The following is a 20,504-nucleotide window of genomic DNA, read 5'->3' on the forward strand; positions in this document are numbered from 1 at the left end:
CGGAGCCGCCCCCGCCCCCGCAACAGGCGCCACCGGCGCCCCGCCCCGCCGGCCCCCCGCCGTGGCCGCCGCCAGCCCCGTTGCCGCCAGCGCCAGCACCGTCCCCGCCAGGGGGAACCACCGCTCCCCCAGCAGCGCGATCGCCGCGCTCCCCGTGCCGCCGCCCGCCGCGATCCCCAGGTACAGCGCACTGCTGTTGAGGGAGATCAGCAGCGGCGCGCTCGGCGGGTCGATCGACGCCAGGCGGTGCGGCAGGGCCACGCCGATCGCCCAGCCCGCGAGCGGGCCCACCACGGCGTACGCCATCGCCCCCGGCATCGTCCGGCCCAGCCACGGCAGCGCGGTGAAGGCCGCCGCGGCCGCCAGGCCGGCGACGAGGAGCACGGCCCCCGCGCCCAGCCGGTCGACCGCCCGGCCCCCGAGCCAGCTGCCGGCCACCGACGCGACGCCCGTGACCAGCAGCACCGCGCTCAGCCGGTCCGCGTCGCCGCCCGTCGCGCCCTCGACCGCGGTGGCGAGGTAGACGTACACCGCGTTGATGGCGAGGAAGAACGCGAACGTGGTCGCGGCGGCCCCCACGACCCGCCGGTCCCGCAGCGGTGCCAGCCGCCGACGCAGCGTCAGAGAAGCAGCCGCCTCCGGCAGTTCGCGCAGGAAGACGGCCTGCCCGACGCAGGCGAGCACGCCGAGGGCGACGACGAGCCACATGGTCAGCCGCCAGTCGGTCCGTCCGATGTACGTGCCGAGCGGCACGCCCAGCGCCGTCGCGACGGTCATGCCGCCCATCACGGTGGCCAGCGCCCGGCCCCGCCGCTCCGGCGGTACGAGCGAGGTGGCGACCGCGTTGGCGGTCGGCGTGTAGAGCGCGGCGCCGGCCGCCGCGAGCACCCGCGTGGCCAGCAGCAGCCCGTACGTCGGCGCGACGGCGCTCAGTGCGTTCGCGACCGTGAAGAACGCGAGTGCGGTGAACAGCAGCCGACGCCGCGGCCACCGGGCGGTCACCGTGGCGAGGACGGGCGCGAGCAGCGCGTACGCGAGGGCGAAGACGGTCACCATCTGGCCCGCGGCCGGGACGGAGACGTCCAGGTCACGGGCCACGAGCCCGAGGATGCCGGCCATGACCATCGAGTCCGTGCCCACGGCGAACGCACCCAAGGCGAGCAAGAGCAGACGGAAACGCACAAGGTCCTCCCCCGGACTGACCACTAAAGTTTGACGCACGCCAAACAATAGAGACTGTTGGACAGATATCCAACAGTTAAGAGTCATCGATCGGAGGAACCATGGACAACGACGGCGAGTGGCTGCCCCAGCCGGACGTCGCGGACATCCAGCTGGCCAAGGTGCTGCACGCGTTGGGCGACCCCGTACGCCTGCGCCTGTTCGCGATCTACGCGACCGGCGAGCAGTACGACTGCTCCTCCGAACGGCTCGGCCTCGGCCACCTCCACAAGTCGACCGTCTCGCACCACATGCGGGTCCTGCGCGAGGCCGGCCTCACCTCCACCCGGGCCGTCGGCCGCAACCGCTACGTGCGCCTGCGCCGCACCGAACTCGACGCCCGCTTCCCCGGGCTGACGGAGGCCCTCCTCGCGGCGGCGAAGGGCCTCGACGACCTCGACGACCCCACCAGGCCCGGCGGCTAGAGGACTAGGCGGCCAGCCGCTCCGGCAGCGGCTCCGCGTGCAGCACCGTCAGCCCCGACACCGCCCGCGTCAGCGCCACGTACAGCCGCCGCAGACCGGTGCGCTCGTCCGGCTCGCCGGCGACGACCGCCGCCGGCTCGTCCAGCACGACGTAGTCGTACTCCAGGCCCTTGGCCAGCGACGCCGGCACGAGCGTCAGCCGGGCCTCCGCCGAGGTCTCCTCGCCGGGCGCGAGGTACGGCAGGCCCGCTGCCACGAGCTGCCCGCCCAGCACCGCGATCCGGTCGTCCGCGGCGATCAGGCCGATCGAGCCCTCGCGCCCCAGCGCCTCGCGGCACGCGGCGACCACCGCCGCGTCCAGCTCCCCGGGCGCCACCTCCCGCACCGCGAAGTCGCCCGCCGCCTCACGCACCGACGTCGCCTCCGCCAGCCCCGGCGCAATGGCCGGCAGCAGGCGCGACGCGTAGGCGATGACCTCGCGCGGCACGCGGAAGCCCTTCGTCAGCTCCTCGACGGCCGCGTCCGGCTTGCCCAGGTGGGCCAGTGCCTCCTCCCAGCTCGCCGTCGCCCACGGCGTCGTCCCCTGCGCGAGGTCGCCGAGGATCGTCGCCGAACCCGTCGTGCAGCGACGTCCGACCGCCCGGTACTGCATGGGCGAGAGGTCCTGCGCCTCGTCCAGGACGACGTGCCCCAGCGACGGCGTGCGCGCCACCAGGTCCATCGCCTCGTCGACCAGCACCGCGTCCGCCGCCGACCACGGGGCCGACTTCACGCCCCGGGCCGGGCGCGCCCAGAGGATCTCCCGCTGCTCGTCCTCCTCCAGCAGCCCGGCGGCGTGCTCCGCCAGGAACTCCGCGTCCGACAGCAGCCGCAGCACGAGCTTCGCCGGATCGACCGCGGGCCAGACCGCCTTCACCGCGGCCTTCACCGCGGCGTTGCGCGCGACCGCGTCCTGCACCCGGTCGTCGGGCGCCTCGCCGGCCTCCTCCATCCGTACGAGCACGGCGTGCGCGATCCGCTGCGGCAGGGCCTCACGGGCGGCGCCGTAGCGGATGTCGCGGGCGAGCAGCTCCCGCACCATCTCCTCGATCTCGTACGCCGGCACCCGCCAGCGCCGCGACCCGCGCACCACGACCACCGGCTCCACGGGCATCGTCACGCCCGCCCGCACCGCCCGCCGCAGCACCTCCGCCATGCGGGCGTCGCCCTTGATCCGGGCCGCGGCGGCGGAGTCCGTCCCCCGCACCTCCACGTGCGCGACCAGGTCGTCGACCGTCGCCTGCGCCACGTTCAACTCGCCCAGCGCCGGCAGGACTTGCTCGATGTAGTGCAGGAAGGACCGGTTCGGCCCGATGACCAGCGTGCCGGTGCGGGCGAGCCGCTCGCGGTGGGCGTACAGCAGGTACGCGACACGGTGCAGGCCGACGGCCGTCTTGCCCGTGCCGGGGGCACCCTGCACGCACACCGTGCCGCCGATGCCGGCCCGGACGATCTCGTCCTGCTCCGGCTGGATCGTGGCGACGATGTCCCGCATGGGGCCGACGCGCGGCCGCTCGATCTCGCTCTGGAGCAGCCGGCTCGCCCGCTCGTCGCCCGCCGCGTCCGTCAGGTCCTCGTCCTCGTAGGCCGTCAACTCGCCGCCGGTGTAACCGAAGCGGCGGCGCAGCCGGACGTCCATGGGCTCCTTCTTGGAGGCCCGGTAGAACGGCTGCGAGACGGGCGCCCGCCAGTCGATGACCATGGGGTCCCCGACGGCGTCGTGCACGTGCCGGCGGCCGATGTAGAACTGCTCGCCCGCGGCCCCCTCCGCCTGCTCCGCCCCCGGGGCGTGCAGGTAGTCGAGCCGGCCGAAGAAGAGCGGGGTGTGCGCGAGGTCGGCGAGCGCGGTGATGCGCTCCTCGATCTGCCGCTGCAGGATGACGGCGTTGACCCAGTTGGCCGTGACGTCCTTGATGTCGAGGGACTCGGCATCGGCCCGCATGGCGCGCAGCGCGGCCCGGGAGGAGGCCAGGTGGGCCCGCTCACGGTCGAGGGGGTCGGTCACGTTCGTTACGTGCGCGGGCACGGCAGGGCCTCCAGGCGTACGGCGGTGTGAGCGGTGACCCGCCCGGTTACCGACCGGACGGAGGCGCTCCCGGAAGCGGTGCGGGCGGGAGGCGGGGGAAGGGGGGATTGTAGTCGGGGCACCCGAGGGCATGCGAGCGATTTATCCCCCGCCCCGCGCGCCCCTGGCTCACCTCAGGGTCGCCGTCGTCCTCCCGTAGGGGACGGCATTATTCCTGAGTCGTACGCGGGCGCCCACGCGTTTACACCGGCAGGCCGATGCCGGCGGGCCTGCGGAAATCCATCATGGAGACATGACCACAGCAGCCATCACCCCGGACCCGTCGGCCCCCGCCAAGCCCCTCGCCACCGCCCTGCGCGCGATCAAGGCGTTCGCGGGTGCGGCCGTCAGCGTCGTCGTCCTCGGCGAGTACGCCGACAAGCGCAGGGCCTGAGCAGCACCCGCTCGGGCCCCGCCCAGCCCCCGCTCAGAAGGGCGTCCCGCCCCCGCCCCTGTCAGGCGTCCTCGTCCGCCAGCAGCGAGTCCGCGTCCACGATCCGGTACGCGTACCCCTGCTCGGCCAGAAAGCGCTGGCGGTGCGCCGCGAAGTCCTGGTCGACGGTGTCGCGGGCGACCACGGAGTAGAAGCGGGCCTCGTGGCCGTCGGCCTTCGGACGCAGCACGCGGCCCAGCCGCTGGGCCTCCTCCTGGCGCGAGCCGAAGGTGCCCGACACCTGAATGGCCACCGTCGCCTCGGGCAGGTCGATCGAGAAGTTCGCGACCTTGGAGACGACCAGCACCGAGATGTCGCCCTGCCGGAAGGCGTCGAAGAGCTTCTCGCGCTGCGCGTTGGTCGTCTCGCCCTTGATGACGGGCGCGTCCAGGTGCTCGCCCAGCTCGTCGAGCTGGTCGATGTACTGGCCGATGACCAGCGTCTGCTCGCCCCGGTGCTTGCGCACCAGCGCCTCGGTGACCTTCCGCTTGGTGGCCGTCGTGGCGCAGTAGCGGTACTTCTCCTCCGTCTCGGCCGTCGCGTACGCCAGCCGCTCGGAGTCGGTGAGGTTGACGCGGACCTCGACGCAGTCGGCGGGCGCGATGTAACCCTGCGCCTCGATCTCCTTCCAGGGCGCGTCGAAGCGCTTGGGCCCGATGAGGGAGAAGACGTCCGACTCCCGCCCGTCCTCACGCACGAGCGTCGCCGTCAGCCCCAGCCGCCGCCGCGCCTGCAGGTCGGCGGTGAACTTGAAGACGGGCGCGGGCAGCAGGTGCACCTCGTCGTAGACCACCAGGCCCCAGTCCCGGGAGTCGAAGAGCTCCAGGTGCGGGTAGATGCCCTTCCGCTTGGTCGTGAGCACCTGGTACGTGGCGATGGTGACCGGGCGGATCTCCTTCTTCGTACCGCTGTACTCGCCGATCTCGTCCTCGGTCAGCGAGGTCCGCTTGACCAGCTCGTGCTTCCACTGCCGCGCGGAGACGGTGTTGGTCACCAGGATCAGCGTCGTCGCCTTGGCCTGGGCCATCGCACCCGCGCCGACGAGCGTCTTGCCGGCGCCGCAGGGCAGCACCACGACGCCGGAGCCGCCGTGCCAGAAGCCCTCGACGGCCTGCCGCTGGTACGGGCGCAGCGCCCACCCGTCCTCGGCGAGCTCGATCGGGTGCGCCTCGCCGTCCACGTACCCGGCCAGGTCCTCGGCGGGCCAGCCCAGCTTCAGCAGGGTCTGCTTGATCTGCCCCCGCTCGGAGGGGTGCACGGCGACCGTGTCCGGGTCGATCCTGGCCCCCACCAGCGGCGCGATCTTCTTCGACCGGAGGATCTCCTCCAGCACCGGCCGGTCGGTGCTCTCCAGCACCAGCCCGTGCACGGGGTGCTTGACCAGCTTCAGCCGCCCGTAGCGGGCCATGGTCTCGGCGATGTCGACGAGCAGGGCGTGCGGCACGGGATAGCGCGAGTACGTGACGAGCGCGTCCACGACCTGCTCGGCGTCGTGCCCGGCGGCCCGCGCGTTCCACAGCCCCAGCGGCGTCACCCGGTAGGTATGGATGTGCTCGGGCGCCCGCTCCAGCTCGGCGAACGGCGCGATGGCACGCCGGCAGGCGTCCGCCTGCTCGTGGTCCACTTCCAGCAGCAGGGTCTTGTCGCTTTGAACAATGAGGGGGCCGTTCACGCGTCACCCTTTCGGTATGGCTAAACCTCCAGTGTGCCGCATGAGGGAGTGGTGCCGGGGGGCGTCGGCGCTGCGCACCCTCCGGGCCCGCTAGCAGCGGGTCGACGGGCCGGTCTGGCGGGTGAGGTTGTCATTGGACATCCAGCCGTACGTCTTCGTGCCCTCCACGCGGACGTAGATCCAGGTGTTGCCGTGCGCGTTGACGACGGAGCAGTGGTACCAGAGCTTCGTGCCGGACTTGGCCAGGGACACCGAGGGGCAGTTCTCGTACGGGCCGGTCTGGAGGTGGTAGCTGCCCGACATGTAGCCGTAGGTGCCCGGGTTCGGGTCCCGGTGGCTCCAGCCACTGCAACTCTTCGACACGGGGCTCGGCTTGGCCGACGCGGAGGCCGACGCGCGCGGTGTCGCGCCGGTCGCGCTGCCGCTCGGCCGCGGCGAGGGCTTGCCCGACGGCTTCTCCTGGGCGGACGGCGAGCCGCCCGGCGCGTTCCCGTCGGCCGCTGCGCCTCCGTTCGGCCCGCCGCTGCCCGAAGGGGAACCGGCCGCGGGCGCCGCCTGCGCCCCGCCGTCGCTCTTACCGCCGTACCCGCCGGTCAGGGCATACGCGACGCCGGCGCCGGCGAGCACGACCGCGGCCGCCGCCGCGATGACCGTACGGCGGCGCCGCCGTGCGCGATCGGCGGCGGGCCGGCTGTCGCCGGGAGCACTGGGCGGCTGGGCGAAGGCGGCCGGCCCGCCGGGCGGCGGGTAGCCGGCGTGCTGCGGCTGGGGCTGCGGGGGAAACGGGGGCTGGGGCTGCTGGTGAAGCGGTGCGGGGCCGAAGCCCGGCGGGGGCGAGGGCACGGCGGCGGGCGTCGCGGGAGGAGTGGCGGCCGATGGCACCTGCCCGGCCCCGGCCATGGTCCCGGCCCCGGGCGGCGGCACGGCGGTGGGTGCGGCGGGAGGAACGGCAGCCGACGGCGGCGGCACGGCCCCTGCTCCCCCTGCCCCTGCTCCGGGCAGCGGGACGGCGGCGGTGGGCCTGTGCGGCGGGACGGCAGCCGGCGGCACGGCCCCTGCCCCTCCTGGCCCTGCCCCGGGTGCCGCAACGGCGGTGGTGGGGATGTGCGGCGGGGCGGCGGTCGTCGTTCCGCCCGCGGCGATCTGCTCCAGCATCCGGCGCGCCTGCTCGGCGGTGGGCCGGTTCTCCGGATCCTTCGCCATCAGCGCCCGCAGCACCGGGGTGAGCGGGCCCGCACGGCGCGGCTCCGGCAGCGGCTCGTTCACGATCGCCGTCATCGTCGACCACACGGACGTGCGGCGGAACGGCGAAGCGCCCTCGACGGCCGCGTACAGCGTCATGCCGAGCGACCAGATGTCGGACGCGGGGCCGGGCTCCCTGCCCTGCGCCCGCTCGGGCGGCAGGTAGTCGATGGAGCCGATGATCTGGCCGCTCTGGGTCAGCTTGGTCACGGCGTCGCCGTCCGACGCCTCCATGGTGGCGATGCCGAAGTCGGTCAGTACGACCCTGCCGCCGCGCTCCAGGAGCACGTTCGCCGGCTTGACGTCCCGGTGCAGGACACCGGCCCGGTGCGCGGCGTCGAGCGCGTCCATCAGCTTGGCGCCGATGGCCGCGGCCTCGTGCGGCTCCAGCGTGCCGCGCTCTTCGAGCACGTCGTCCAGCGAGGGTCCGTCGACGAGTTCCATGACGATGACCGGCAGGCCCTGCTCCTCGGTCACGTCGTGCACGGTGACCACGCCGCTGTGCCGGATGCGGGCGGCGGCCTGCGCCTCCCGCTGCATGCGGGCCCGCAGATCGGCCAGATCGGGCGCGGAGGCGTCGGTGTAGACCCGCAGGATCTTGACGGCCACCTCGCGGCCCAGCAGTTCGTCCACCGCCCGGGCGACCACGCCCATGCCGCCGCGCCCGATCGTCGCGGTCACCCGGTACCGCCCGCCGAGCACCTGCCCGACCGGCTCTCCGCCGTTCGCCTCCCCCGCCGTCACCGCACGCTCCGTTCCCTCATGTCCTCATGTCCACATGTCCGCAGATCCGTATGTCCGTCACATGACAACCTGCGCGCCCAAGGGTAGAGGCATGGCCGGAGCCCACGGCTGCGGCCGGGAACGCCACCGGGGCGACACCCCCGTGAGGGAGTGCCGCCCCGGTGTCCTCGAAGGACAGGCGATCAACCGTCAGAGGTCGATCAGAAGTCCATCTCACCGCCGGGCATGCCGCCCGGAGCGGCCGCAGCGGCCTTCTCCGGCTTGTCGGCGATGACGGCCTCGGTGGTCAGGAAGAGCGCGGCGATGGACGCGGCGTTCTGCAGGGCGGAGCGGGTGACCTTCGCCGGGTCGATGATGCCCTCGGCGATCATGTCGACGTACTCGCCCGTGGCGGCGTTGAGGCCGTGGCCCACGGTCAGGTTGCGGACCTTCTCCACGACGACGCCGCCCTCAAGACCACCGTTGACGGCGATCTGCTTGAGCGGGGCCTCCAGGGCCAGCTTGACGGCGTTGGCACCGGTGGCCTCGTCGCCCTCCAGCTCCAGCTTCTCGAAGACCTGGCTGGCCTGCAGCAGGGCCACGCCACCACCGGCGACGATGCCCTCCTCGACGGCGGCCTTCGCGTTGCGGACGGCGTCCTCGATGCGGTGCTTGCGCTCCTTGAGCTCCACCTCGGTCGCGGCACCGGCCTTGATGACGGCCACGCCGCCGGCCAGCTTCGCCAGGCGCTCCTGCAGCTTCTCGCGGTCGTAGTCGGAGTCGCTGTTCTCGATCTCGGCGCGGATCTGGTTGACGCGGCCCTGGACCTGGTCGCTGTCACCGGCACCGTCGACGATGGTCGTCTCGTCCTTGGTGATGACGACCTTGCGGGCGCGGCCGAGCAGGTCGAGACCGGCGTTCTCCAGCTTGAGGCCGACCTCCTCGGAGATGACCGTGCCACCGGTGAGGATGGCGATGTCGCCGAGCATGGCCTTGCGGCGGTCGCCGAAGCCCGGGGCCTTGACGGCGACGGACTTGAAGGTGCCGCGGATCTTGTTGACGACCAGGGTCGACAGGGCCTCGCCCTCGACGTCCTCGGCGATGATCAGCAGCGGCTTGCCGGACTGCATGACCTTCTCCAGGAGCGGCAGCAGGTCCTTGACCGAGCCGACCTTGGAGTTGACGATCAGGATGTACGGGTCGTCGAGCGACGCCTCCATACGCTCCATGTCGGTGGCGAAGTACGCCGAGATGTAGCCCTTGTCGAAGCGCATACCCTCGGTGAGCTCCAGCTCCAGACCGAAGGTCTGGGACTCCTCGACGGTGATGACGCCTTCCTTGCCGACCTTGTCCATGGCCTCGGCGATGAGCTCGCCGATCTGGGTGTCGGCGGCGGAGATGGAGGCGGTGGAGGCGATCTGCTCCTTGGTCTCCACGTCCTTGGCCTGCTCCAGCAGGGCGGCGGAGACGGCCTCGACGGCCTTCTCGATACCGCGCTTCAGCGCCATCGGGTTGGCACCGGCGGCCACGTTGCGCAGACCCTCGCGGACCAGCGCCTGGGCGAGGACGGTCGCGGTCGTCGTGCCGTCACCGGCGACGTCGTCCGTCTTCTTCGCGACCTCCTTGACCAGCTCGGCGCCGATCTTCTCGTACGGGTCCTCCAGCTCGATCTCCTTGGCGATGGAAACACCATCGTTGGTGATCGTGGGGGCGCCCCACTTCTTCTCAAGGACGACGTTGCGGCCCTTGGGGCCGAGGGTGACCTTGACGGCGTCGGCGAGCTGGTTCATACCGCGCTCAAGGCCGCGCCGCGCCTCCTCGTCGAACGCGATGATCTTGGCCATGTGAAGTGGTCCTCCCGGACTGGGGGTGGATTGCTCCGGACCGCACAGGCGCCCGCGACGGACGGCCCACACACCCTGCGGTTCCTTGCCCCGCTTGGCTCGCAGACCTCACCGACGGTCCAAATCTGTCACTCTCACCCGGAGAGTGCTAAGCCCAATGATTAGCACTCGACCCCCGCGAGTGCAAGCGGTCTGCCCGGTATCCCACCCCAAGTGGCAGGGGGGGCACCTCCCAGCGGCAGCTGGGGGCGCAAGCGGTCTGCCCGGTATCCCACCCCGAGTTGCAGGGGGGGCACCGCAGCGACCCGCGCCGGATGCAACCCTGCCCCGCCCGGGGCCCGCGCACACCCGCCGCTCCGTTCCGTCGCGCCGGGCGCACACGTACGAGGGGCCCGCGCCTCTCCAGGCGCGGACCCCTCGTACGAGCTGAGTGAGCCGATGGTCGATGCGACGCGATCAGCCGGCCGCCAGCTTCACCATGTCGGCCTGCGGACCCTTCTGGCCCTGCGAGATCTCGAACTCGACTCGCTGCCCCTCTTCGAGGGTGCGGTAGCCGTCCATCTGAATCGCGCTGTAGTGGACGAAAACATCCGCACCACCGTCGACCGCGATGAAGCCGTACCCCTTCTCCGCGTTGAACCACTTGACGGTGCCCTGAGCCATGCCTAACTCCCCTATTACTGGCCCTTGCACAGGACCGCACCTCGCGGACCCGGGTCAGACCTCACCCCCAGACAGGTTGGAGGTGTGCGCCGGAACGCGTCGACCGCGGCTGAATGTATCTGCACGGATGCCGTCTGCAACAGGTCAGTCGGACGAGAATTCCAGGCGTGGCCGATCGGCCATTCATGCCGATTCACGGCACTTCCCGGGCAAGTCGGACCGGGCAAAACGCCACCAACCCGACAATTCGTACACGCGTTAACGGCACAAGTTGACGGGTTCTCATATGCGCTCGGCACTGACGCCGGAGGGGGAACGCCCCAACTGTATCGCGCTTCAACAGACGGAATCACCCCGTCCGTTTAACGGCCGGGGTGATTCCAGGGAATTGCTCAGGAACGCTGAGAAAAGCTCAGGCCATTGATCAGTCGGCGATCGGCCGGTGCGCGGGGCCGGTCAGGACGGGTCAGCCGCCGGCCACCGCCGGAATGATCGAAATCCCGGCACCGTCGGGCGTGGCCGCACCCAGCCCGCCCTCGAAGCGGACGTCGTCGTCGTTGACGTAGACGTTGACGAACCGGCGCAGCTTGCCGGACTCGTCGAGGACGCGGGCGGCGATGCCGGGGTGGTTGCGGTCCAGGTCGGCGATGACCTCGGAGAGGACGGCCCCCTCCGCGGAGACCTCGGCCAGACCGCCGGTGTAGGTGCGCAGGATGGTGGGGATGCGGACGTTGACGCTCATGGGATTCGCCTTTACGTGAAGAAGGGGCGGACGGGCAGGACGGACGGGACGAGCGGGACGTGACGATCGGGTAGGGGCGCGACGGCCCCACGGCGGCCGCGGGGCCCCGCCGTCCCTACAGGCCCGCCGCGCGGAACGCGTCCAGGGACGGGCGGATCGTGGCCGTGGGGCCCGCCGCCACGGCGTCGAGCGTCTTCAGGCCGTCTCCCGTGTTGAGCACGACCGTCGTGAGGGCGGGGTCGAGCTGCCCGTTCTCGATCAGCTTGCGCGTCACGCCCACCGTCACCCCGCCCGCCGTCTCGGCGAAGATGCCTTCCGTCCGGGCCAGCAGCCGGATCGCGTCGACGATCTCCGCGTCGGTCACGTCCTCCACCGCCCCGCCGGTGCGCCGCGCGATGTCGAGCACGTACGGCCCGTCGGCCGGGTTCCCGATGGCCAGGGACTTCGCGATGGTGTCCGGCTTCACCGGCCGCACCACGTCGTGGCCCTCCTTGAAGGCCCTCGACACCGGCGAGCACCCCTCCGCCTGAGCGCCGAAGATCTTGTACGGGCGGTCCTCGACCAGCCCCAGCGCGACGAGCTCCTTCAGCCCCTTGTCGATCTTCGTGAGCTGCGATCCCGACGCGATCGGCACGACGATCTGGTCCGGCAGCCGCCAGCCCAGCTGCTCGCAGATCTCGTACGCGAGGGTCTTCGAGCCCTCCCCGTAGTACGGGCGCAGGTTGACGTTGACGAACCCCCAGCCCTCGCCCAGCGGGTCGCCGATCAGCTCGCTGCAGAAGCGGTTGACGTCGTCGTACGTGCCCTCGATGCCGACGAGGTCGCCGCCGTAGACCGCGGCCATGACGACCTTGCCGGCCTCCAGGTCGTGCGGGATGAAGACGCAGGACTTGAAGCCGGCGCGGGCCGCCGCCGCCCCCACCGCACCGGCGAGGTTGCCGGTCGACGAGCAGGACAGGGTGGTGAACCCGAACGCGCGCGCGGCCTCGACGGCGATGGCGACGACGCGGTCCTTGAAGGAGTGCGTGGGGTTGCCGGAGTCGTCCTTGACGTACAGGCCGCCGGTCACGCCCAGTTCGCGGGCGAGGTTGTCGGCCTGGACGAGCTTGGTGAAGCCCGGGTTGAGGTTCGGCTTCTCCGCGACGTCGGCGGGGACGGGCAGCAGCGGGGCGTAGCGCCAGATGCTGGCGGGGCCGGCCTCGATGCGACGGCGCAGCTCCTCCGGGTCGCCGGCCGGGAGTTCGTACGCGACTTCGAGCGGGCCGAAGCAGGAGGAGCAGGCGAAGACGGGACCGAGGTCGAAACGCTCACCGCACTCGCGGCAGGAGAGCGCGACGGCGGAGCCCAGGGAGACGGTGGTGGTTGCACTTTCAACGGCTTGGACAGCCATGGAGGCGAGGCCCTTTCTCCTCATCTTCCCCGCGGCGGACATCGCCACGAGACGGAATTGGCACCTTCCCCGCCGGGAGCCTCGCCGCGTGAACGGGCTGTGACGATCCGATCCTTCGGATCGTGGCCGGCTGGAGGGTTGCCGGGGCTTCATCGGGCCGTGTCCCTCTGCCCCTCTGGATGAGCGGTATGGCGCTGGGCGGGGCCCAGGCGTTTGTGCGCAGGAACGACCCCGACATAGGACGGGCGTCCGCGTTGTTCAAGACTGTAACGGAAGGGGTGGCCGCGCGAGAGGGCCGTCCGCACCGCGAGATGTGTCACGACGACGCACCACGACAAGGAGTCATGCACGTGCTGGAAGAGGTGGAACGCTGGCTCGCCCGGCGGTCCTGGTCAGCAGCCGACCGTCCGCTCGACCAGCTCCTCGCCGCGAAGGGCGGCTCGGGCACCACGGTCAGCGTCGTCCTGCCGGCGCTGAACGAGGAGGCCACGGTCGGCGCGATCGTGGAGGCGATCCGCCGCGAGCTGATGACGGACGCCCGGCCGCTCGTGGACGAGCTGGTGGTGCTGGACTCCGGTTCCACCGACCGCACGGCCGAGGTCGCCGCGGCGGCCGGGGCGCGCGTCGTGCACCGCGACGACGTCCTGCCCCGCCTGCCCGCGCTGCCCGGCAAGGGCGAGGTGCTGTGGCGTTCGCTGCTGGCGACGGGCGGCGACGTCGTCTGCTTCGTCGACGCGGACCTCAAGGACTTCGACGCCGGATTCGTCTCCGGCATCGTCGGCCCGCTGCTGACCGAACCGGACGTCCACTTCGTCAAGGCGATGTACGACCGGCCGCTGGGCGGCGAGTTCGCGCCGCCCGGCCCCGGCGGGGCGGCCGGCCAGGGCGGCCGGGTGACCGAGCTGGTGGCCCGTCCCCTGCTCAACCTGCACTGGCCGCAACTGGCGGGCTTCGTCCAGCCGCTGGGCGGCGAGTACGCGGCCCGCCGCTCGCTGCTGGAGCAGCTGCCGTTCCCCGTGGGGTACGGCGTGGAGCTGGGGCTGCTCGTCGACGCGCTGCACACCGTCGGGCTCGACGCACTCGCCCAGGTGGACGTGGGCGTGCGCAAGCACCGGCACCAGGACGGCCAGGCGCTGGGCCGCATGGCCGCCGCGATCTACCGCACCGCCCAGCTGCGGCTGGCCCGCGGCCATCTGGTGCGTCCCTCGCTCACGCAGTTCGAGCGCACGGCGGAGGGTTTCGTGCCGCGGACGTACGCGGTGGACACGGAGGAGCGGCCTCCGATGGCCGGGATACCGGAGTACGCGCAGCGGCGTGCCGCGTAAGCGTACGTTTGAGCGGTTCACCCGGGGGCAAGGCTGCCGTCATGGTCGTTGAGCACACGCACACCGCCGCCCCCATCGTGGTCGCCTCCAACCGGGGCCCGGTCTCGTACCGCCGGCACGAGGACGGCTCGCTGGTGGCGGGGCGCGGCGGCGGGGGCCTGGTGTCCGGGCTCAGCGCGATCGGGCCCGGCGCGGGGGCCGTGTGGGTGTGCGCCGCCATGGGTGACGGCGACCGCGAGGCGGCCCGCCGCGCGGGCCGGAGACTCGACACGGGCGACACCGGCGGCCACCGGGTGCGGATGCTGGACGTCCCGGCGGAGACGTTCGCCGCCGCGTACAACGGCGTGGCCAACTCCGTGCTGTGGTTCGCCCACCACATGCTGTGGCAGACGCCGCTCGAACCCTCCTTCGACCTGGCCTTCCGCGAGCAGTGGGGCGCGTACGAGGCGTACAACGCCGCCTTCGCGGACGCGATCGCCGAGGAGGCCGCGGACGGCGCCTGCGTGCTCGTCCAGGACTACCACCTGACCCTGGTGCCGGGGCTGCTCCGCGCCCGCCGCCCCGACCTGCGCATCGGCCACTTCTCGCACACCCCGTGGGCCCCGCCGGACTACTACCGGCTGCTGCCGGACGACGTCGCCGAGCAGGTCCTGCGCGGCGTCCTGGGCGGCGACCGGGCCGCGTTCCTCACCCGCCGCTGGGCGGAGGCGTTCGCCGCCTGCTGCGAGGACGTGCTCCCGGACGCGGAGGTCGTGCGCGAGGCCGGCACGGCCGTGTCGGTGCGCTGCGCCGGGCGCACGACCCGGCTCGGCGTCCACGCGCTGGGCGCGGACGGCGGCTTCCTGCGGGAGCGCGCGCACCGCCCGGACGTCGAGGAGCGGCTGGCGGTGCTGCGGCTGCAGATCGGCGAGGGCCGCCGCACGATCGTGCGGGTCGACCGCACCGAGCTGTCGAAGAACATCGTCCGCGGCCTGCGCGCCTACCGGCGCCTGCTGGAGGACCACCCGCAGTGGCACGGCCGGGTCGTGCACATCGCCTTCGCCTACCCCTCCCGGCAGGACCTCGCGGTCTACCGCGACTACATGGCCGAGGTCGGCCGGCTCGCCCGGGAGATCAACGCCACCTTCGGGACGGTGGACTGGGAGCCGGTCGCCCTGCAGATGGAGGACGACTTCCCCCGCTCGCTGGCCGCCTACCGCCTCGCCGACGTCGCCCTGGTCAACCCCATCCGCGACGGCATGAACCTCGTCGCTAAGGAGATCCCGGTCGTCTCCGACCACGGCTGCGCCCTGGTCCTCTCCCGGGAGGCGGGGGCGGCGGCGGAGCTGGGCGACGCGGCGATCACGGTCAACCCGTACGACGTGGAGGCCACGGCCCGGGCCCTGCACCTGGCGCTGCTGATGGACCCGGACGAGCGCCGCGACCGCACCCGGCGGCTGTCCGCGGCGGCGACGGCGCTCCCGCCGGCGCAGTGGTTCGTGGACCAGCTGGAGGCGCTGGAGTCGGAGCGGGCCGACGGGTGAGCGGGTGCGGCGGTGGAGGCGTCGACGCGCCCACCGCAACCCGGGCGTGGGGGTCCGCGCCGGAGCGCGCGTCGCGTTAGCGGCCCCGCCGTGCACGGGCCAACGCCTCCGGCGGTGTGCTGGCCCACCGGGGCGGCACGGGTAGCCATGGCGCATGTCGACCACCCCGCGGCTCGCCCTCGCGGCGGCCACCGTCCTCATAGCCGTCAGCGTCGCCGGCTGTTCCTCCGGCTCCGACACCGACTCCGGCAGCGACAAGTCGTCGTCCGGCTCCAAGGCCGGGAACAAGGCGGCCAGCGGCTCGGCCGCCCCCTTGCCGAGCGCCACCGCGTCATCCGCCCCCTCCGGCACTCCGGCCGGCACCCCCGACGCCATCCCCACCGGCCCCGGCCCCCAGGGCTCGTACACCGTCCAGAAGCAGCCCGCCCCCGGCACCTGCAGCTACCGCTACACGGCGGCCAAGGAGCCGCTCCCCGACCTCAAGTGCACACCGGGCGCGACGAATCCGAAGGTCACCCAGGCCACGCTCAAGACCACCATCTGCCGCAGCGGCTACACGGCCGACATCCGTCCCTCCACCAACATCACCGGCCGCGAGAAGACCGCCAACGCGGCCTCGTACGGCTACAAGGGCAGCCTGAAGGACGCCGAGTACGACCACCTCATCAGCCTGCAACTGGGCGGCGACCCCAACGACCCGCGCAACCTGTGGGTCCAGCCGCCGTCACCCGGCCACAAGGAGGGTGCGGGGCCGAACAACCCGAAGGACTCGGTGGAGAGCAAGCTCAAGGCCGCGATCTGCGCCGGGAAGACGGACCTGGTGAAGGCGCAGAAGGCGATCGTCAAGGACTGGACGACGGCGCTGTCCGTGCTGGGCCTGAAGGACCAGAAGCCGGCGGAGAAGGACCCGAAGGCGGAGGAAGGCGAATGACCGCGCGGTGGGACGCGCCGTAGGGGGCGCGCACGGGCCGGGCGGACCGGACGAGCGGGGCGCGCGATGAGAGACACGCGCGCCGCCGCACGGGCGGGGCGTGCCGTACGGGCCGCACAGGGTGAGCGCGCTGGGCGCGCCGCACGAACGCGGCACGTCGTCCGGGCCGCACGGGCTAGTAGGCGCGCCGTCCGGGCCGCACGGGCCGGGCGCGCTGTACGGGCCGCACGGGCGGCGTGCCGTACGGGCCGTGGGCGCCGCACGAGTCGTGCGCGCCATGCGAGCCCGGCGCGCTGCACGAGCCGGGCGCGCCGCATGGGCCGGGCCGGCCGGCGCATAGGTCGTAGCGGTCGAGCCGGCGCGCAAGCGTGCTAGCGCGGTCGGTGCTCGATCTCGTCGGCCAGTGCCGCGAGTAGGTCCACGACGCCCACCGGCCCGTCCACGACGAGGTCCGCCCGCTCGGCGAGCACGGCGACCTCGGCGCTGCCGCTGCACACGAGGGTGCCGTGGACCCCCTCCGCCCGCAGCTTCTCGACCGCCGCGAAGGCGGCGAGGTCGCCGAGGTCGTCACCGGCGTAGAGGACGGACGTGGCGCCCGTTTCGCGGACGTACTCGGCGAGGGCCACGCCTTTGTCCATGCCCGGCGGGCGCAGTTCCAGCACGAGCCGGCCGGGCTCGACGATCAGGCCGTGGCGCCGGGCCAGCTCGTCGAGCGGGCCGCACAGGGCGTCGAAGGCGGCCTGCGGATCGGCGGCGCGCCGGGTGTGGACGCCGATGGCGCGGCCCTTGTCCTCGACCCACGTCCCCTGCCAGGCGCCCGACTTGTCCAGGACGCCGGGAAGTTCCGCCTGGACGGCGGCCACGCCGGGGTGCGGGGCGGGGGCGTGCACGGTGCCGGTGACGGCGTCCCAGCGCTCGGCGCCGTAGTGGCCGAGCACCACCAGGTGCTCCAGCCCGGCGACCCCGGCGAATCCGCCGTAGCGCACGGCCACCCCGGCCGGGCGGCCGGTGACGACGACGACGGAGCCCAGGTGCGGCGCGAGCCGCGCGAGGGCGGGCACCGCGGCCGGGTGTGCGCGGGCCTGCTCGGGGTCGGGCACGATCTCGGCGAGGGTGCCGTCGAAGTCGAGCGCGACGACCGCACGTTCGGGCCGCGCCAGCAGTGCGGCCAGGCCGTCGCGGCCTGCGGCGGTCACGGGTTCCGGAAGGAGGTGGCTGCCCATACGGCGACCCTACCGGGGCGCCCGCCGCCGGGGCGGCCGGTTGGCCGGACGCATGCCCCCGGCAACGCACGCCCGGCGACGCATGCCCGGATCAGCGGCGCTCGCGGCGCGCCTCCCGCAGCCGCCGCAGGCGGTTGACGGTCACGGGGTCGTGCGCGAGGGCGCGCGGGTCGTCGAGGAGGACGTTGAGGAGCTGGTAGTAGCGGGTCGGCGTGATGCCCAGCCGCTCGCGCACCGCACGTTCCTTGGCGCCGGGCCCGGCCCACGACTGCCGTTCCAGGGCGAGCACGGCGAGGTCGCGCTCGGACAGCCCGCCGGCGTCCGGGCCCGGGGCCGCGCCCGGGGCACGGTCCCGTCCTGCGTCGGGCTGCTCGCCGGGCTCCCCGTCGTGGCCCTCGTCGCGCCCTTCGTCGTTGCCCTCGTCCATGCCCGCCAACCTACCCGGCCTGCCGGGTCCTACTGGCCGGCGTTCTCGATGGCCTCGGCCTCGCGCTGGATCTCACCGAGGATGGCGGAGGGGTCGCCGCCCTTCTGCACGGCCGCGCCGATCTTTTGCTTGATCGCCACGCTGACCTTGGCCCAGGAGGTCTTGTCGGCGGGGTAGAACTCGGCGTTCTGCAGCTGGTCGAGGAACGGCCACAGGTCGCTGTCCGCACGGCTGTCGCGCATCGCCGTGGAGGCGGTGGTCGTCACCGGCAGCAGACGGTACTGGCCGGTGAAGGACAGCACGTTGTCCTTGGAGTAGACGAAGTCGAGGAAGGTGCCGATCTCCTCGCGGTGGCCGTTGCGCTTGAAGGCCATCATCCAGTCGGCGACGCCCATGGTGGAGTTCGCCTTGCCCTTGATGCCGGGCAGCGGCGCCATGTCGAAGTCGATGTTCTGCGCCTTGGCCTGCTGCATGAGCGTGGGGTGGCCGTGGAGCATGCCGACCTCGCCCTTGGTGAAGCCGTCGAAGACGTCCTGGCGGTTGGTGCGGGCCGGGTCGGACGGGCCGGCGAGGCCCTTGCCGACGAGCTCGTCGCGCAGCCAGGTGAACGTCTTGATGTTCTCGGGCGTGCCGATCGTGTAGGCACCGGTGTTGTCGGTGTAGCCACCGCCGCCGCCGAGCAGCCACAGCATGGTCTCGGCCGGTGCCTCTTCGGGGCCGAAGGGCAGGCCGAAAGGTATCTTCACGCCCGCGGCCTTCAGCTTCGTGGCGGCGGCCACGATCTCGTCCCAGCTCTCGGGGGCCTTGGCGACACCGGCCTTGCGGAAGAGCGCCTTGTTGAAGAAGAGCAGGCGGGTACTGCCGACGAACGGCAGGCCGTACTGCACGCGGTGCACCTCGCCCGCCTTGGCGACCGACGAGATGAACTCGGCCTGGGTGGGGATGGAGATCATCTGGTCGGCGCTGTAGAGCTTGCCGGCCGCGGCGAAGTCGGCGTACGCGCCGATCTGCGCGAGGTCGGGGGCCTTGCCCGCGGCGACCATGTCGGCCACGCGCTTGTCGACCTCGGTCCAGCTGTAGACCTCGACGTCGACCTTGATGCCGCCGTGCTTCTTCTCGAACTCGTGGACCAGCTTGTCCCAGTACTTCTTGGAACTGTTGGCCGCCTTGTCGCCGTAGTCCGCCGCGACGAGCTTCAGCTTCTTGTCACCGCCGGGGCCCTCGCTACCGCACGCCGTCAGCACGGGTGCCAACGCCGCCGTGGCGGCACCCGCCGCCGTCATGCCCAAGAACCGCCGCCGCTGCACTACTGCTACCCACCTTGTGGTTCGTGTTCGCCCTGTGGAGACCGTGGAATCTCCCCCCTGGGATTCGCGAGTCCCGTGGAGACCGTGAGTTTCTCCCGCGCGCCACCTTACGGTCTACGGCTCCGGGGTTGCGCTTCGGTATCGCCGTAGCGGTCTTCCCCCAGGTCAGGGGCGGCTGCTATGCACGGGACGACCGATTGCCGCACCACCGCACCCGCAAGGAGCGAAAGCCGCATGAAGCCGACTCCCGCCTCTTCTTTCTCCGCGCCGTCCCTCACCGCGCGTGAGCTCGCCACCCAGCCCGACTGCTGGCTCCGCGCCGTCGACGCCGCCGCCGGGGCAACCGGGCTGCCGCTGCCCGGTGAGCGGGTGGCGGTGACGGGCTGCGGCACGTCGTGGTTCATGGCCCAGTCGTACGCGGCGCTGCGCGAGGCCGCCGGCCAGGGCGAGACGGACGCGTTCCCCGCCTCCGGCTTCCCGGCGGCGCGCCCGTACGACCGCGTTGTGGCGATCACCCGCTCCGGTACGACGACGGAGGTGCTGCAGCTGCTGGAGGGGCTGCGGGTTCCCACGCTGGCGGTGACGGCCGACGGGAAGACGCCGGTGATGGAGGCGGCCGGCGACGTCGCGGTGCTGGACTGGGCGGACGAGGAGTCCGTGGTGCAGACGCGCTTCGCGACGACGGCGCTGGCGTTCCTGCGGGCGGGCCTGCCGGAGGGGGCCGCCGCGGTGGCGGCCGCGGCGGAGGCCGGCGGACGGGCCGTGTCCGCGCCCCTGCCGGAGGCCGCTCCGGCGGCGGAGCAGTGGACGTTCCTGGGCGGCGGCTGGACGTACGGCCTGGCGCAGGAGGCGGCGCTGAAGATGCGGGAGGCGGCGGGCGCGTGGACGGAGGCGTACCCGGCGATGGAGTACCGGCACGGTCCGGTGGCGATAGCGGGGCCGGGGCGGGTGGTGTGGGCGTTCGGCGCGCTTCCGGACGGCCTGGCCGCGGAGGTCGCAAGGACGGGCGCGACGCTGGTGGACGGCGGGGGCGACCCGATGGCGGAACTGATCCGCGCCCAGCGGCTGGCGGTGGCGATCGCCGAGGCGAGGGGCCTGAACCCCGACGCACCCCGGAACCTGACCCGGAGCGTGGTCCTTCCGCACTAGCCCGAGATCTCCGCCCGGTGGGGAGGACGGCGGGAGGGGCCGGGGCGGGGCGGGCCCTGGCAGGGGGCGTAAGGGTTATTTGCGGCGTCTTTCGGAGCACTGTTCACGCAGGACGGCTGCCGTAAATAATCCAGCCCCCAGAAGGGCCCGCCCCCCCCCC

17 protein-coding genes and 1 riboswitch are annotated in these 20,504 nt (G+C 72.8%); of the genes, 6 read left to right on the forward strand and 11 right to left on the reverse strand.

Going from position 1 to position 20,504, the window contains the following annotated elements; translation table 11 throughout:
• The coding region (locus LE181_RS14660; protein WP_225661699.1) for an MFS transporter at positions 1 to 1,182 on the reverse strand (1,182 nt) is incomplete at its 3' end.
• Positions 1,183 to 1,283: 101 nt separating this feature from the next.
• Here LE181_RS14660 and LE181_RS14665 point away from each other — a divergent pair.
• On the forward strand, positions 1,284 to 1,646 hold the full coding sequence (locus LE181_RS14665) for an ArsR/SmtB family transcription factor (protein ID WP_225661701.1): 363 nt from the start codon (positions 1,284 to 1,286) through the stop codon (positions 1,644 to 1,646).
• 4 nt (positions 1,647 to 1,650) lie between these two features.
• Here the strand turns inward: LE181_RS14665 and LE181_RS14670 are convergent, their stop codons facing one another.
• Positions 1,651 to 3,711 carry a HelD family protein gene (locus LE181_RS14670; protein ID WP_225661702.1) on the reverse strand — a complete coding sequence of 687 codons (2,061 nt, stop codon included), beginning with the start codon at positions 3,709 to 3,711 and terminating at the stop codon, positions 1,651 to 1,653.
• A 292-nt stretch (positions 3,712 to 4,003) separates the two neighbouring features.
• Between LE181_RS14670 and LE181_RS14675 the strand changes: the two genes are divergently transcribed.
• The gene (locus LE181_RS14675; RefSeq protein ID WP_225661703.1) at positions 4,004 to 4,144 is read left to right on the forward strand and encodes a hypothetical protein; all 141 of its coding nucleotides are present in this window, start codon (positions 4,004 to 4,006) and stop codon (positions 4,142 to 4,144) included.
• Between the two features lie 61 nt (positions 4,145 to 4,205).
• Here the strand turns inward: LE181_RS14675 and LE181_RS14680 are convergent, their stop codons facing one another.
• The 6 genes from LE181_RS14680 to thrC all read right to left on the reverse strand — a co-directional run bounded on the left by LE181_RS14680 (position 4,206) and on the right by thrC (position 12,459).
• Positions 4,206 to 5,855 carry a DNA repair helicase XPB gene (locus tag LE181_RS14680; RefSeq protein WP_225661704.1) on the reverse strand — a complete coding sequence of 550 codons (1,650 nt, stop codon included), beginning with the start codon at positions 5,853 to 5,855 and terminating at the stop codon, positions 4,206 to 4,208.
• A gap of 90 nt (positions 5,856 to 5,945) precedes the next feature.
• Positions 5,946 to 7,841, reverse strand: a complete 1,896-nt coding sequence (locus LE181_RS14685) for a serine/threonine-protein kinase (protein WP_225661705.1) — start codon at positions 7,839 to 7,841, stop codon at positions 5,946 to 5,948.
• Between the two features lie 200 nt (positions 7,842 to 8,041).
• Positions 8,042 to 9,664, reverse strand: coding sequence for a chaperonin GroEL (groL, locus tag LE181_RS14690; RefSeq protein ID WP_071961765.1), 1,623 nt, complete (start codon positions 9,662 to 9,664; stop codon positions 8,042 to 8,044).
• A gap of 456 nt (positions 9,665 to 10,120) precedes the next feature.
• The gene (locus LE181_RS14695; protein ID WP_008743607.1) at positions 10,121 to 10,327 is read right to left on the reverse strand and encodes a cold-shock protein; all 207 of its coding nucleotides are present in this window, start codon (positions 10,325 to 10,327) and stop codon (positions 10,121 to 10,123) included.
• Between the two features lie 466 nt (positions 10,328 to 10,793).
• Positions 10,794 to 11,069 (reverse strand): MoaD/ThiS family protein, encoded by a 276-nt coding sequence (locus tag LE181_RS14700; protein WP_225661706.1) that lies wholly within the window; start codon positions 11,067 to 11,069, stop codon positions 10,794 to 10,796.
• Positions 11,070 to 11,184: 115 nt separating this feature from the next.
• Positions 11,185 to 12,459, reverse strand: a complete 1,275-nt coding sequence (gene thrC, locus LE181_RS14705) for a threonine synthase (protein WP_225661707.1) — start codon at positions 12,457 to 12,459, stop codon at positions 11,185 to 11,187.
• A gap of 17 nt (positions 12,460 to 12,476) precedes the next feature.
• Positions 12,477 to 12,645, reverse strand: a riboswitch (SAM riboswitch).
• Positions 12,646 to 12,809: 164 nt separating this feature from the next.
• Between thrC and LE181_RS14710 the strand changes: the two genes are divergently transcribed.
• From LE181_RS14710 to LE181_RS14720, 3 genes are all read left to right on the forward strand, one after another.
• The gene (locus tag LE181_RS14710) at positions 12,810 to 13,784 is read left to right on the forward strand and encodes a glucosyl-3-phosphoglycerate synthase (RefSeq protein WP_225661714.1); all 975 of its coding nucleotides are present in this window, start codon (positions 12,810 to 12,812) and stop codon (positions 13,782 to 13,784) included.
• Between the two features lie 41 nt (positions 13,785 to 13,825).
• On the forward strand, positions 13,826 to 15,307 hold the full coding sequence (locus tag LE181_RS14715; RefSeq protein ID WP_225661708.1) for an alpha,alpha-trehalose-phosphate synthase (UDP-forming): 1,482 nt from the start codon (positions 13,826 to 13,828) through the stop codon (positions 15,305 to 15,307).
• Between the two features lie 154 nt (positions 15,308 to 15,461).
• Positions 15,462 to 16,238 carry a hypothetical protein gene (locus LE181_RS14720; protein ID WP_225661709.1) on the forward strand — a complete coding sequence of 259 codons (777 nt, stop codon included), beginning with the start codon at positions 15,462 to 15,464 and terminating at the stop codon, positions 16,236 to 16,238.
• Between the two features lie 371 nt (positions 16,239 to 16,609).
• Here LE181_RS14720 and otsB read toward each other — a convergent pair whose 3' ends face one another.
• The 3 genes from otsB to LE181_RS14735 form a co-directional block, all read right to left on the reverse strand.
• Positions 16,610 to 17,461, reverse strand: a complete 852-nt coding sequence (otsB, locus tag LE181_RS14725) for a trehalose-phosphatase (protein WP_225661710.1) — start codon at positions 17,459 to 17,461, stop codon at positions 16,610 to 16,612.
• Between the two features lie 91 nt (positions 17,462 to 17,552).
• Positions 17,553 to 17,888, reverse strand: coding sequence for a DUF3263 domain-containing protein (locus LE181_RS14730; protein ID WP_225661711.1), 336 nt, complete (start codon positions 17,886 to 17,888; stop codon positions 17,553 to 17,555).
• Between the two features lie 29 nt (positions 17,889 to 17,917).
• Complete coding sequence (locus LE181_RS14735) at positions 17,918 to 19,171, reverse strand: ABC transporter substrate-binding protein (protein ID WP_225661712.1); 1,254 nt, start codon at positions 19,169 to 19,171, stop codon at positions 17,918 to 17,920.
• Between the two features lie 258 nt (positions 19,172 to 19,429).
• On the opposite strand from LE181_RS14735, the gene LE181_RS14740 reads away from it, so the two are divergent.
• Positions 19,430 to 20,344 carry an SIS domain-containing protein gene (locus LE181_RS14740; RefSeq protein WP_225661713.1) on the forward strand — a complete coding sequence of 305 codons (915 nt, stop codon included), beginning with the start codon at positions 19,430 to 19,432 and terminating at the stop codon, positions 20,342 to 20,344.
• Positions 20,345 to 20,504: the final 160 nt, after the last annotated feature.

Source organism: Streptomyces sichuanensis, assembly GCF_020328095.1.
Lineage (GTDB): Bacteria > Actinomycetota > Actinomycetes > Streptomycetales > Streptomycetaceae > Streptomyces > Streptomyces cinnamoneus.

Bases quoted from the DNA above. Each gene is read 5' to 3' on its own strand.
- LE181_RS14740 (WP_225661713.1), top strand. From the start codon at position 19,430: ATGAAGCCGACTCCCGCCTCTTCTTTCTCCGCGCCGTCCCTCACCGCG.
- LE181_RS14715 (WP_225661708.1), top strand. From the start codon at position 13,826: ATGGTCGTTGAGCACACGCACACCGCCGCCCCCATCGTGGTCGCCTCC.
- LE181_RS14720 (WP_225661709.1), top strand. From the start codon at position 15,462: ATGTCGACCACCCCGCGGCTCGCCCTCGCGGCGGCCACCGTCCTCATA.
- LE181_RS14695 (WP_008743607.1), bottom strand. From the start codon at position 10,327: ATGGCTCAGGGCACCGTCAAGTGGTTCAACGCGGAGAAGGGGTACGGC.
- LE181_RS14735 (WP_225661712.1), bottom strand. From the start codon at position 19,171: ATGACGGCGGCGGGTGCCGCCACGGCGGCGTTGGCACCCGTGCTGACG.
- LE181_RS14675 (WP_225661703.1), top strand. From the start codon at position 4,004: ATGACCACAGCAGCCATCACCCCGGACCCGTCGGCCCCCGCCAAGCCC.
- thrC (WP_225661707.1), bottom strand. From the start codon at position 12,459: ATGGCTGTCCAAGCCGTTGAAAGTGCAACCACCACCGTCTCCCTGGGC.
- otsB (WP_225661710.1), bottom strand. From the start codon at position 17,461: ATGGGCAGCCACCTCCTTCCGGAACCCGTGACCGCCGCAGGCCGCGAC.
- LE181_RS14730 (WP_225661711.1), bottom strand. From the start codon at position 17,888: ATGGACGAGGGCAACGACGAAGGGCGCGACGAGGGCCACGACGGGGAG.
- LE181_RS14665 (WP_225661701.1), top strand. From the start codon at position 1,284: ATGGACAACGACGGCGAGTGGCTGCCCCAGCCGGACGTCGCGGACATC.
- LE181_RS14700 (WP_225661706.1), bottom strand. From the start codon at position 11,069: ATGAGCGTCAACGTCCGCATCCCCACCATCCTGCGCACCTACACCGGC.
- groL (WP_071961765.1), bottom strand. From the start codon at position 9,664: ATGGCCAAGATCATCGCGTTCGACGAGGAGGCGCGGCGCGGCCTTGAG.